This is a genomic window from Desulfosporosinus sp. (genome assembly GCF_014237355.1).
Taxonomy (GTDB): domain Bacteria; phylum Bacillota; class Desulfitobacteriia; order Desulfitobacteriales; family Desulfitobacteriaceae; genus Desulfosporosinus.
This window is the reverse complement of the sequence record NZ_JABZFS010000065.1, coordinates 18,485-31,027: the sequence shown is the minus strand read 5'-3', so window position 1 is coordinate 31,027 and position 12,543 is coordinate 18,485. Positions and strand designations below refer to the sequence as shown.

Here is a 12,543-nt window from a genome sequence, read left to right as displayed (position 1 = left end):
GGGGATCCTTAAGCTGAGGCCTCATACAAAATGGCCCTCCCGATGTGCCTGCAGCATACTAGGGAGGGCTGCCTCAGGGATTGCACCTCTGTTTAAGAGTGGGTCGTAGCAAGAACTGAGTTGTTAAGCGTCCTAGAGGAGAACTTCTCTTCTGGGACCTTTTTTGCGTTGTAGGGCAATACATGAATTGCTCCTACGGGTTTTCCGATAGTTTTAAAATTTCCCGTTTGAGTCAGGTGAATATGGATAGGAATTATGTTGGCAGAGCTGGGAATATTAATAGTTGATTGACTGTAACATCTCTAAGACTAGAAGGAATTTCGAAGAAAAAGGAGAATATTAATTCTACAGGGCCAGAACAACGAAGAATTCTGTGCTTGAGACCTCAATTAGGAGGACAACATTGTGATCCGAGCAATTCTCTTTGATATAGAGGGAACATTGACAAACCTTGATACAGCAAAGTTCGTTCAGAACTACCTTGGAATCTTAGCACCACGATTTGCACACCTTCTTTCGCCGGATAAGTTTTCTAAACAATTATTAAAATCTTTAGAAACTATTCAAAAAGAACCTAAGCCTGAACAAACAGTCATACAAGCATTTTTTGAGGACTTTTCTAAGGCCACTGGGCAGTCTGTACAGGTCTTAAAGCCTATATTTGAGGAATTTTACATTTCTGACTTTCCTGCCTTACGATGCCTCGTTCAAGCCAATCCACTATGGGTTAAAGTAGTGGAATTTGCTATTCAACAAGGCTTTTTAACGGCGATAGTCTCCAATCCGCTCATGCCGTTAATTGCAATACAGGAAGAAATTCGTTGGTCCGGTCTTACCCCTGAACATTTTAAAGTTATTGCAACCTTAGATAACGTACATTTTTCAAAACCACACCTCGGGTTTTTTCAAGAGGTAGCGGAAAACCTAGGAGTCAGGCCTCAAAATTGCCTTATGATCACCCCACACATCAATGATATGGTCTGTCGAGAGTTAGGCATGAAGACGTTTTTAGTTGGGTCGAGAGATACAGAGATTCAAACAGATTATGCTGGCCAGCTCGATGATCTCTTTCAGCTTATTAGTCAAGGGAGCCTGTGAAGAAGTTTAACTTGAAAGGAAGGATACAAGTGGGTGTACTTTGCCAGTACGTCAATGACAAAACGGAGGGGAAACCTAATCCGCCGTTTCCGTCAGTGCGTATGGCTCAGTTGTTTTATGAATTTCTAGGTCGATATAACGAGTGGAAACTCGCTAAACAGCAGGAAAAAATCGGAATGACTATGGTGTTAATGCTTGGTTTGTCAGCCCTAATCATTCCTTGGCTTTTTCCAATGATCGGGATGTTTATAAGTATCGCTCTGCTTACTCTGTTTTATATCACTGTTAAGCATTATCTTGCTCTAAACGAGAAAGTCAGTCATTTGTATGTGAATGTTTATATTCTTCACCATCATTTCATTGGTAAGTTAGAAGTGGGTTTTTGTGATCATCAAGAATCTTGCCAATGTGCTGAGGACTTTCGAAGATATGTTTTAAAGAATTACAATATATCCTTTGAGACAGGATTCATAAGTTAGTGTAAATGTGTTTAGTAAACTAGTGATTGAAATTTGTTAATTCGGCTGGGGAGAATTAGCTAATCAGGAGAAAAAATGCTAAAATAAGTTATACATAGTCTTAGAAAAAATGGAGGTAATAAGAATGAAAAAATATGTTTGCACAGCTTGCGGTTACATTTACGATCCTGAGGCTGGGGATCCTGATTCGGGTATTGCTCCAGGTACTGCTTTTGAGGATATCCCAGAAGATTGGGTTTGTCCGATTTGTGGCGTAGGCAAAGATATGTTTGAGGTTTCCGAATAAACCTATAGGGTCGAATGTCTTGAACTACAATTTTAGATTTTTTCATAGAGAAGGGAAAAGCGTTGAGCTTTTCCCTTTATAGTTCCATAATGGCGGCTTCATCTCGGTCTAGTTTATCCATACATGCTTTTAGGCGGTTACGAAGGGCAGAATCGCTAACAGCCTCCCTCATTTGGCGCATAAGATCAATAGTTCGTCGAAACACGCTAATGATATCTCCCTCATCTAAGTTGCAAAGGGCTTGGACTTCGACAAAGGTACTGCCTTGACTCCAAGCATGGGTGATACCTGCAACGCGTGGGTCATATCTCACTGAATCTTGCCCACAAATACTCTGAATGTATTCAACAATTTCTTTGACGGGTGTTGAATCAAAGACTGTTGTCCGATGAAACATATCGTTTTTCCTCGCTTCAAAGTCAATGCTGGAAATCAAGGCGTTCAGTTGGTCATCATCCAACTGCTGGAAAACGTCAGAGTAGATTAGTTCAGTAACCAAGAGTTCTTGAACATAAATTCGACTGGCACATGTTCCGCGAGGTAATAATTCATCGCCACGCAAATAGCCAAGTTGACGAAGATGGTTCTTCTTGTATTCAAATTCCTGAAGAAAGGCATGTTCTTCAGGAAGCGCAGCGACAGCATTTTGAAGTTCTTGCTGTTGCAGTTTGAGTTTTAAGTAAGATTTACTTTGAACATGGCAATTTTCTTGGCGTTGGAAGTCGCAACTTTTCGGAGTTTGGGATAATAGCTTTTCCCAAGCTCGAATTTTACGAGCCATTTCCCGCCCGTATACACGGGATTGCTTACGGGGACCCAAGGAATGATAAGCTTTTTTAAGCCTCTCAAGCTCTTTGCGCTTGGGATGGTGTTTAATTGGACATGTAAAGGAGCCGACCTCATCGCAGAGATGTTGGGTTTCTTCGAGTTTTTGCTGGATTTGCGCTAATTCGGAATGAAGTCGCTCAGAACTTAATCGATAACTATAAGCGGAAAAACTTTTTTGGAAGTAAATTTCTATTTGTGCTTGAGTTAAGGTCGCAGTGAGATTGAGAACAGTATTATAAGTCAGCCTAAATTGACTGGTGAGAGGTTCAAGTCGGTTTAGTTGAAATTTAGGCGGGGGGCTTTTTTCCATATATGCTAAATCGACGATGGCGAAAGAAAATCCTTTTTCATCAAGACCGCGTCGTCCTGCTCGCCCAGACATTTGAAAAAATTCGTGATTGGCAAGGGGACGAAAATTTCGTCCGTCATATTTGTTAAGGGAATCAAAACAAACTGCTTTGACCGGATAATTTATTCCGACACTGAAGGTTTCTGTACAGTAAAGAACTTTAATTAGCCTTTCAAGAAATAGTTCTTCGACGACAACTTTTTGTGAGGGAAGTAAACCAGCATGATGAAAAGCGATTCCTTTGGAACATAAACGTCTGAGTTGACGAGTTGAAGATGACCAGTCAATTTCTTGACCAAAGATATGTATAAATTTTTCCTCGACGACTTTACGTTCATGTGGTCGCAGATAATTTGCGATGTTTGCAAGCTCCATTGCTTTTAAGGCGCATTGTTTTCGGCTAAACACAAAAAAAAGTGCGGGGAGATGATTACGCTGAATTGTGCGTATGAGATCTAAATGAGTTGTAGGACCAAAAGGATTATCGTCGTTGATACGGTCCTTTAGTTTTCGACGATAATAACGCCAAAGTTGATCATAGTCGACAAGGCCGGTATCTTTAGTATAGTAATAGTATTCTAGGGGAACAACCCGATTGTGTTCTTCAATAAGAGCAACTTCTTCATGACGTATGGATTCAATCCAATCCACTAAATGCCGGGCGTTAGCGATTGTCGCGCTCAAACCGAGAATCTTCATTTTTGGTGGAGCAAGAATGATCGATTCTTCCCATACTGTTCCACGTTCCTCGTCATTTAGCCAGTGAATTTCATCAAATACTATGTGCGACACAAATTCTAGATTAGGGTCTTCAGTGATGACTTGATTCCGAAATACTTCTGTTGTCATTATAAGCAGGGGAGCAGTTGGGTTAAGGACAACATCTCCAGTCATTATTCCGACAGCATCTTCTCCAAACTGCTTTTTAAAGTCCCTGAATTTCTGGTTGCTAAGGGCCTTAATCGGTGCTGTATAGATCACCCTTAAATGATCCTTCATGGCCTTCTCAATTAAATAATCCGCAACAAGAGTTTTCCCAGTGCCAGTAGGTGCTGCTACAATGACGGATTTGCCTGCATCGATTGCGTCAAGTGCTTCTTCCTGGAAGGGATCTAGGTCCATTTCGTGATAAGTTCGTTTAGACAATAGCAGTCAGCTCGTTTCTGATTCATTTTACTAATTTTAACAAAGCAACGAATAATGGTCAAATTTAGGTCTGGCATGGTCTGAATTATCCCTTGAATCCATAGGATGAAACAAGAGACAAGGCTAGGGGGGATCAGATGTGTCTTCTATAAGATTAGAAATTGAGAAGGCCATGGGGCTCAAGTTTCCAGAGCGCAATGGAGAAGTTATTGTACGGTTCGAGGAATCTATGGAAATTCCCCAACCTGCTGAAACGTTGATGCGGGGATTATATCGAGATCCTGATCGAGTTCGCCAAGGGTTTAAACAACTGCATCAAGAGACAGGCTCCATGATTGAAATACTAATGCCACGGCGATCTCGTTTACGGGAATGGGCCGATTCCCTGCCAGAACGACCTAAAGAAGCTGAATCATTTCTAAAAGAGACGACAGATCAGCTTCTTATGAGAGAGCAACGTTTGATTCAAGTTGAACGGGAGTTAGTGGGTCAATTACAAGAAAGCGGATTGAATGATGTTTACCCAATCCCGCTTGCGGCCTTTGGAATATGTACTTATCGGGATCCCGCTGTTAAACTGTTCTTAAAACCTCTAGGGCGCTTTGCCGAATTATATGAGATTAATCCAGATACTTTACAGCAGGCTGTAAGGGTCCATTTCTTATTCTTGTTGCTCTTGGTTGCTGGATCTGATTTAGATGGGCAGGTCTATGCCAGAGGTGGTGAAGACAAAGTTATTCATTGGCTGACAACTGTTTACACTATGCGATATCTGAAAAGCCAATCAACTGAATTAATCCACTGTTATCAAGAATGGATTAATGCTTGGGGTGCTAAAATGCCTAGCCAAAGCATGCTCAACGATCGTGAGTGCGAAAAGACCAGGGCAGCGATGATCTTTTGGCGCCGACAACCAAACGTTAGCTGGGAGGAATGCTGGCGAATTATTAATCAATTAGAACGACCAGATAGTACGAGTTCTATGGTGTTCAATTAAGGCCATTCTGCTAGTTCTTGGGGTTTAAGGATCTCTAACCGATCATCTACTAGTTTCAAAATCCCGGATCGCTTCCAACCATTAATAGCCCGGTTGACACATTCTCTAGACGTTCCAATCATACTGGCTAAATCTCGATGAGTTATAGAAGCATCAACAAATATTGGCTGTCCTGGAGTTGTTGCAGGTCGAGCTAGACGGAGAAAAAGCGCAGCAAGGATTCCAGTGGTCGAACGATTAGTTAAGATGCGAATAAACTCTTGTGCGAGCCTTAACCTTCGACTTAAAGTTCGAATCAGTGCAACGGATAGGGAAGGATTGGCTTCTAAAATCTGAGGCATTATTTCATTGTTAAGCACTAATAGTATACTGTCTTTCAGGACTTCAGCTGTAGAAGGGTATGACCCAGCCTCAAGAAGGAGAACCTCGGCAAGACACTCATAGGGACCACACCAGTCAAGAATTTGCTCTTCACCTGCCGGAGTTGATTTACATAGTTTAACTTGCCCAGAAAGGACAAAATATACAGATGAACCAATCTCACCTTCGACATATAAAAGTTGCCCAGGGCGGTAACGACGCTCGACTATATGAGGAAGAAGAGGGGCAACATCGTCAGAACTTAAGGAAGAAAATAAAGAAAAGCGAAGAAGGTCGTCAGCATTAGGCACTAATTGAACCTCATTTCCTAAAAATTCATTGTCTCCCCATTCTCACTAGTCTGTTAAATGCCATAGACTAGAAAGAGAAGTGAGGAGGAATGGATATGCTAGAGATTGAATTGACTCCAGTGCGAGTATTATCCCTCATCAATGATCCTTTTCGAGTGTTTACCTTGTTTTTAGTCGCTGTTCTTGCAGTGATTATCATTATAAATGCAGACTAATCGTACAATGCTGGGGATAGGTTTAAGATTGGTCTAATGGGTGTGAGGGGTTAGCGCTGACTTGTTGGGCAGCTAGAACAACATCCGCCATGACACGTGTCTGGTCTGGAAGTGCCTGAGAGGTGAATTGGGTCATAATCTCACCACGTGTTGATACGTAATAACGTGCTGGTAAACGATTTAAAGCAAGTGCCATAATGTCAGCCTGGCAACGTTCACATGAACAGCTCAGAGTATTATTCCGAAGATAGGTATCTAGTGCATGTTGGACAACTATTTCTGTGTGGTTTTTGAGATCATACATAATAATTGATTCATCTCCTCTAATCTTTCTAAATTATCCGTATCAGTCTAATAATAAGGGTTAATACTCCAAAGAACAATGATATGATTATTATATTATATATTATGCTTTAGAAGCTTGGAAATTAAGAAAGAAGAGCACTCCTCTTATGAAGATGCTCTCTTAGTCTATAATTGCTAGAAGCTATTTTCTGATTTTGCCTGTTACTTCTTGCCAGAAGCGACTTGTTTCAAATCCAAGGCGCCAAATGGAAATCCCTCTTAATTTGTAGCTCTTAATGAAACCAAAACGAACCTTGGCAGAAAGTTCATTTTCATACCATACAGTATGTTTAATACGCCCTGCCCAATAATAAAAGTATGGTTCAACTGCTTGGTCTGACCAAAGTGGTCGTGCGTTGGTTCGAGTGATCAATTCCGGAATATCCCGCATTGGCACGAGACGGGTTGGCTCACTGGACCAATCGTACCCATATACAGGGATACCCAATAAAAGTTTTTCATTGGGAATATAACGGATAGCATAGTCGAGTGCTTGTGTCATCCATGGTAAACTTGCAATTGGACCAGGGGAACCTCCTGAGTAATGTTCGTCATAGGTCATTAAGGTGATGGAATCACATAGACGACCAATTCCTGCAAAGTCGTAACCCGGTGCTTCCCACTCCGTACGCTTAGCTGGGATGGCAATGGTTAATAGTAAACCACGATTATGTAATTCAGCTCTCAGGGATTCAAGGAAGGCTAGAAAAGGAATACGATAAGGAGCTTCTACCCCTTCAAAATCAACATGAACACCAGCAGCAGTCGAGGGAAGGGAGTTCATCATATGGCGTATGCAATTTTGTTGTGAGGCGGTTGACGATAAAACAGACCTTAAGGGTATCGGATCAAAGATTTTTCCGTTAAAATTGTGATAAAGAATAAAAGGCGCGATGCCACGTTTAACAGCCTCTTGAAGAAGGAACGTATTCACTTGACCAGTAAACTGACCGTCAGCCTTTAGCTGAAACGCAAAATCAGCATAAACATCGATACGGGAGCCCTGTTGCAAAAGTGTATCGTTGGCTCGAGAGTCACCTTGAAAGTCCTCAGCAGTATAACCCAGTATCCATAATCGTTTGTCTAAAAGACGTCGTGCAATAGGTGTCCAACTTGAATTCAAACAGACCCCTCCTCGTTGTAGCAAATCCTCTTAGGAATAAGATATGAGGGGAACGAGAATTAATTTTTGTTTTTTGTATTGGTAAAATAAGTATTTGGAGGAGAAGTTTAATGAATTGGGAGTTTATGGGGGACTTGCAAAAGATTTTTACGTTATTGGATGAATTAGAGGTGCAAACGAGTAAACGAGATTATCCTATCATATGGGAAAAAGTACATGCCACAAGCTGTGCCCAAATTGGGCGTATGCTCGCTGAAAAGAGGGGAATAAACGTAGAGCAGGCAGCATTAGCTTGTGCCCTTCATGATATGGGTCGCTGGATCTCTGGACGACAGTATGAACATGCACCAAAAGGAGAAGGTCCAGTTCGAAGTTTCTTGGCTGAGAAAGAAGATATGGCTGAAGTAAAAGATCAAATTGTTCAAGCCGTCATAAACCATTCCAAGAAGGATGAGGTTGGAACACCCCTTGAAGAGATTGTTAAGGATGCTGACGTCTTAGATTGTCATTGGCACGGCGAAGATATAATGAAACCATTTCATATGGCAAGACTCAAGACGGCGTTAGAGGACCTGGGAATACCTTATCCATATTAGGGAGAGATCTTTAGTAATCGGTCTCTACATACTGATAACGTGAATTATTCTTATTAATAGCCTGAGAAAAAATTTAATTGCTAATCAGCATTGCCTCTGCTATACTGACCCTGTACTTGTTAAAATTGGGCCTAACTAAAATTGGAATCCATATTCTAACCTTATTTGGTGTAACGGATGATAATTTGTGAGGATCCAACGTGTACAAGATCACCAAATAAGGAGGATTTATAATGGCTCAAGACAAACAACTAACATGTCGTGATTGTGGTCAAGAATTTGTATTTTCAGCTGGTGAACAAGACTTCTATGCTGAAAAAGGGTTTGAAAATGAACCAACTCGCTGCCCAGCTTGTCGTCAGGCACGCAAACAACAATCAGGTGGCGGTCGAAGTAATTACGGCGGTTTTGGTAGTCGCCCTCAGCGGGAAATGTTCCCTGCAGTCTGCGCAAGTTGCGGTGTACAAACAGAAGTTCCTTTCCAGCCTTCTGGCGAAAAACCTGTTTACTGTCGAGATTGCTTCCAATCCATGCGTCGTTACTAATATGAACACAAAAGGCTGGGGGGTAACCCCTGGTCTTTTTTTGCTTTTATGACAGGGGACGGTCCTTTTTATGGCAGGGGGACGGTCCTTTTGACACGTTTTAGACCGTTTTAACGCTTCCTAACCTAAAGTTCGTATGAATGGTCGATTCAACGCCTGAAAAATTGTAAAATCTTATCGATTAGGTTTTAAAAAGGACCCCTCTGTGTAGAGAAGTCCTAACGTTAACTATTTGCTTGATAAAGGATGCCATATTTATTTAGTAGTTAGTTAAGCGGGGAAATTACTCTAAAATTTCCAGATCATCTGGGCTTTTATCCTTAGTGAAAATAATGTCGTCTTTATTTTCCCCTGTTGTGTTAGGCATAGGGGAGTTTTTGGGATTTGGTTTAGATGACTGGGCTTCTTCCTGTTTAGAAGATAGCCTTTCTTGGAATGACATAGCTCTTCCTCCTTGTATAACTGAATATAGCGAGATAAATTTTAGAATTTAAACTCGTATCGTACTATAATTAAGTATGATTATATTGTAGAGGAATTATGTACCTCAGTTATCTGAACTCAAATTGATTTAGGAGTTCTAAGCTATTAACGAAGAAATTTTATAGAATTACTATTGAGTGGAAGGTTATGGTGATTTAATGTCACGCCTGGTTCAAAAGCTTATCAGATTATTTATTGGTCTTTTCTTATATGCTGTAGGTATTGTTTTGACAATAAACGCTAACCTTGGCCTATCGCCTTGGGATGTTTTTCATCAGGGTTGTACCTATTTAATTGGCATAACCATGGGGCAAGCAACCATAGCCGTTGGGGTTGTTATTGTAATAGCTAATGTAGTGCTGGGAGAACGGTTAGGGTGGGGCACCTTGTTTAATATGATTTTTATCGGCGTATTTATGGATTTAATCATGCTAAATCACTTGATTCCGATTGTTAATGAAGTCTTCTCTGGTGTACTCATGATATTTTTGGGACTGGTTATTATCGGCATTGCCAGTTATTTCTACATCGGTGCAGGACTAGGTTCAGGTCCACGGGATGGATTAATGATCGCCTTGACAAAAAAGACTCATAAGTCAGTTCGTTTTATTCGGAATTCTATTGAAATTAGTGCACTTTTTATTGGTTATTTATTAGGCGGTTACGTAGGTGTAGGGACTTTGATCATGTCAATAGCCCTAGGATATATTATGCAGTTCATGTTTAAACTCTTTAAGTTCGACATCAACAGCGTAGAACATCGGTTCATCGACGAAGATGTAAGAATATTATTCGAAAAGCATGGGGGTATTTGACACCTATATAATTTCTATTGACAGGAAATTGAATGAATAGTATTCTATAATTAAATGAGATATATTCTCAGTTAATTATTTAGTCTAGCTTGAGAATGGTAATCATTTTGATAGGGAGGGATGAACGATGGAACGATTTTTACAGGATTTAAAACCTGGAGAACGGGCGCGTGTTGAGCGTATTGAAGGCGGAGGGGCCTTGCGTCGTCGTATGATGGATATGGGGATTGTTCCAGGTGTAGAATTGGAAGTTGTTCGTAGTGCTCCATTAGGCGGCCCACTTCAACTTCGCCTTAAGGGGTACTATTTGGCAATGCGGCGTGGAGAATGTGCCAAAATTATGGTCACCCAAAATAATCAGGAACACATCGAATACTCATTGGCAAGTCGATAATTAAAAGATTTTTGTACTGATAGATAATTAAGTTTACCGCTAGGACATAATTGTTAGCTTTAAAGGGAGGAGGCGGTAGAGGCATGAAAATAGCTCTAATAGGTAACCCTAATGTAGGGAAGAGTACAGTTTTCAATGCCTTAACGGGTTCTAATCAACAGGTAGGAAACTGGGCTGGAAAAACAGTTGAACGAAAATCGGGGTCGATACATAGAGATAATGACGAAATAGAGCTGATCGACCTGCCAGGAACCTATAGTTTGACCGCATATTCTCAAGAAGAGATTGTTACACGCGAATATATTCTCCGCGAAAAGCCAGATGTCGTTATGGCAATGGTTGACGCTTCAAATATTGAACGAAACCTCTATCTAGTTTTACAGATTCTTGAACTTACCCCACGGGTTGTTATTGGCTTAAATATGATGGATTTAGCAAAGTCCGCAGGGATAACAATTCATTCAAATAGGTTAGCGCAAGCATTGAATGTTCCCGTTGTGGAAATCGTTGCAGCTAAAGGGAAAGGGATCAACGAATTCTTAACAGAGGCTATTCGGGTAGGAAAACTTAAAAGTGAATCTGTTTGGGATGAAATTCCTTATCCGGACGAGCTGGAAAAAAGGATTCAGGCACTGGAACAACTATTGACTGGTACTATTTGGGCTTCAAAGTATCCTTTACGTTGGTTGGCTATCAAACGTTTAGAACAAGATCCGGAAATAGGGCAAACTTGGCAAAGCATCCCTCGGTCCTCCCAAAGGAATAAGAAGCAGGATCCCTGCCATGATGCAGGAGATCCGCTCAAATATGTACTTCAAGAATCAGTTACCTTGCCTGGAGAGGAGTTGCTCCAGGCTTATGAAATAGAGGGGTGGAGCAAGGATCATTTCGAAATGGCAGTGGCAGATGCCAAGTACCAATATATTTCAAAGATTCTCCCTGAGTTTAGGGTGCATGAGAATTCCGCTAAACCTACCTGGACAGATGCTTTAGATAAATGGATACTTTCTCCGATCTGGGGTTATCCTATCATGTTCCTTATTATTTCCCTGGTATTTTGGTTTTCTTTTGTTGCCAGTGCACCATTAGGAGGAGCTGTATCGGAAGGAATGGCTTGGGCGGCAGAGGTCGTTGTAAGTTTGCTACAGTGGAGCCATGTGCCTGAGGCTGCTCAGAGTTTAGTACGAGACGGCATCTTTGCTGGGGTGGGCGCTGTTTTAGCGTTTGTTCCTCAAATTGCGATATTCTTTGCTTTTTTCTCTATATTGCAAGACAGTGGTTATTTAGCCCGTGCAGCGTTCTTGGGTGACCGATTTATGCAACTTATGGGATTACATGGAAAGTCCTTTTTCTCTTTAGTATCCGGATTTGGTTGTAATGTCCCAGCAATAATGGCTACACGAACTTTGGAGGATCCTAAGGACCGTTTGATTACCATGTTAATAAATCCCTTGATTCCCTGTGTTCCGCGCTTAGGAGTCATGAGCGCTGTCGTAGCAGCATTTTTTCCTGGTTCTCGAGGAGCTCTCATAATGATTAGCTTATTATTAATAAGTTTACTTCTGGTTATGTTCTCGGCCTTATTTTTAAGAAAAGTCGTCCAACAAAAGGAACGATCAGCCTTTGTAATGGAACTTCCTTTATACCATATCCCCACCTTGCGCAATGTTTTAATGCCTACTTGGCAAAAAACCTATTCCTTCTTAAAAAGAGCATGGACGTTTATTTTGGTAGCATCAATAGTCGTTTGGGTCTTAAGCTCTTATCCGCAAGGGGCCCCCATGAATGCCACATGGGCTGGAAAAATGGGTGAGGGGTTAGCTTTTATCGGGCAGCCATTAGGATTTGACTGGCGCATTATGGTTGCGATTGTTTTTGGGTTTACTGCCAAAGAAACGACATTATCCACACTAGGTATTTTGTACGGTGTAGCCGCGGATGCTTCCCAGTCAATCGCTGAGGCTATGACTGGGGCCATGACTCCTTTAGGTGCCTATACCTTTCTGGTAGTATATATGCTATATATTCCTTGCCTTGCATCAGTTGTTACGACCTATAAGGAGTCAAAGAGCCTAGGTTGGACAAGCTTTGGGATTGCCTATAACCTAATACTTAGTTTCGTCATAGGATGGCTTGTTTTTCACGGAGGAAGAGTTCTGGGCTTTTAATAACA

Annotated in this window: 14 protein-coding genes; 9 read left to right on the top strand and 5 right to left on the bottom strand. The window is 41.3% G+C overall.

Features of this window, described 5'->3' with window-relative positions; translation table 11 throughout:
* Positions 1-405: 405 nt before the first annotated feature.
* The 3 genes from HGJ98_RS14545 to rd all read left to right on the top strand — a co-directional run bounded on the left by HGJ98_RS14545 (position 406) and on the right by rd (position 1,863).
* Positions 406-1,098: an HAD family hydrolase gene (locus tag HGJ98_RS14545; RefSeq protein ID WP_291352129.1), complete on the top strand. Its 693-nt coding sequence runs from the start codon at positions 406-408 to the stop codon at positions 1,096-1,098.
* A 101-nt stretch (positions 1,099-1,199) separates the two neighbouring features.
* Positions 1,200-1,577 carry a hypothetical protein gene (locus HGJ98_RS14540; protein ID WP_291352128.1) on the top strand — a complete coding sequence of 126 codons (378 nt, stop codon included), beginning with the start codon at positions 1,200-1,202 and terminating at the stop codon, positions 1,575-1,577.
* Between the two features lie 124 nt (positions 1,578-1,701).
* Positions 1,702-1,863 (top strand): rubredoxin, encoded by a 162-nt coding sequence (gene rd, locus HGJ98_RS14535; RefSeq protein WP_007784579.1) that lies wholly within the window; start codon positions 1,702-1,704, stop codon positions 1,861-1,863.
* A gap of 76 nt (positions 1,864-1,939) precedes the next feature.
* On the opposite strand, the gene HGJ98_RS14530 is transcribed toward rd, so the two are convergent.
* Positions 1,940-4,186: a DEAD/DEAH box helicase gene (locus tag HGJ98_RS14530; RefSeq protein ID WP_291352127.1), complete on the bottom strand. Its 2,247-nt coding sequence runs from the start codon at positions 4,184-4,186 to the stop codon at positions 1,940-1,942.
* Between the two features lie 139 nt (positions 4,187-4,325).
* On the opposite strand from HGJ98_RS14530, the gene HGJ98_RS14525 reads away from it, so the two are divergent.
* Positions 4,326-5,183, top strand: a complete 858-nt coding sequence (locus tag HGJ98_RS14525; RefSeq protein WP_291352126.1) for a hypothetical protein — start codon at positions 4,326-4,328, stop codon at positions 5,181-5,183.
* On the opposite strand, the gene HGJ98_RS14520 is transcribed toward HGJ98_RS14525, so the two are convergent.
* The 3 genes from HGJ98_RS14520 to HGJ98_RS14510 all read right to left on the bottom strand — a co-directional run bounded on the left by HGJ98_RS14520 (position 5,180) and on the right by HGJ98_RS14510 (position 7,537).
* Positions 5,180-5,854 (bottom strand): Crp/Fnr family transcriptional regulator, encoded by a 675-nt coding sequence (locus HGJ98_RS14520; protein ID WP_291352125.1) that lies wholly within the window; start codon positions 5,852-5,854, stop codon positions 5,180-5,182. The genes HGJ98_RS14525 and HGJ98_RS14520 overlap by 4 nt on opposite strands.
* A gap of 237 nt (positions 5,855-6,091) precedes the next feature.
* The gene (locus HGJ98_RS14515; protein WP_291352124.1) at positions 6,092-6,373 is read right to left on the bottom strand and encodes a late competence development ComFB family protein; all 282 of its coding nucleotides are present in this window, start codon (positions 6,371-6,373) and stop codon (positions 6,092-6,094) included.
* Positions 6,374-6,556: 183 nt separating this feature from the next.
* Positions 6,557-7,537: a glycosyl hydrolase family 18 protein gene (locus HGJ98_RS14510; RefSeq protein ID WP_291352123.1), complete on the bottom strand. Its 981-nt coding sequence runs from the start codon at positions 7,535-7,537 to the stop codon at positions 6,557-6,559.
* Between the two features lie 110 nt (positions 7,538-7,647).
* On the opposite strand from HGJ98_RS14510, the gene HGJ98_RS14505 reads away from it, so the two are divergent.
* Positions 7,648-8,133 (top strand): HD domain-containing protein, encoded by a 486-nt coding sequence (locus tag HGJ98_RS14505; RefSeq protein ID WP_291352122.1) that lies wholly within the window; start codon positions 7,648-7,650, stop codon positions 8,131-8,133.
* 233 nt (positions 8,134-8,366) lie between these two features.
* A complete protein-coding gene (locus HGJ98_RS14500) occupies positions 8,367-8,678 on the top strand; it encodes a zinc-ribbon domain containing protein (protein WP_291352121.1) in 312 nt (103 codons plus the stop codon).
* Between the two features lie 283 nt (positions 8,679-8,961).
* Here the strand turns inward: HGJ98_RS14500 and HGJ98_RS14495 are convergent, their stop codons facing one another.
* Positions 8,962-9,120: a hypothetical protein gene (locus HGJ98_RS14495; protein ID WP_291352120.1), complete on the bottom strand. Its 159-nt coding sequence runs from the start codon at positions 9,118-9,120 to the stop codon at positions 8,962-8,964.
* A gap of 199 nt (positions 9,121-9,319) precedes the next feature.
* Between HGJ98_RS14495 and HGJ98_RS14490 the strand changes: the two genes are divergently transcribed.
* The 3 genes from HGJ98_RS14490 (at position 9,320) to feoB (ending at position 12,538) form a co-directional block, all read left to right on the top strand.
* Positions 9,320-9,976, top strand: coding sequence for a hypothetical protein (locus HGJ98_RS14490; RefSeq protein WP_291352119.1), 657 nt, complete (start codon positions 9,320-9,322; stop codon positions 9,974-9,976).
* 127 nt (positions 9,977-10,103) lie between these two features.
* Positions 10,104-10,370 (top strand): FeoA family protein, encoded by a 267-nt coding sequence (locus HGJ98_RS14485; RefSeq protein ID WP_291352118.1) that lies wholly within the window; start codon positions 10,104-10,106, stop codon positions 10,368-10,370.
* 83 nt (positions 10,371-10,453) lie between these two features.
* Positions 10,454-12,538 carry a ferrous iron transport protein B gene (gene feoB / locus HGJ98_RS14480; protein WP_291352117.1) on the top strand — a complete coding sequence of 695 codons (2,085 nt, stop codon included), beginning with the start codon at positions 10,454-10,456 and terminating at the stop codon, positions 12,536-12,538.
* The last annotated feature ends 5 nt before the right edge of the window (positions 12,539-12,543 follow it).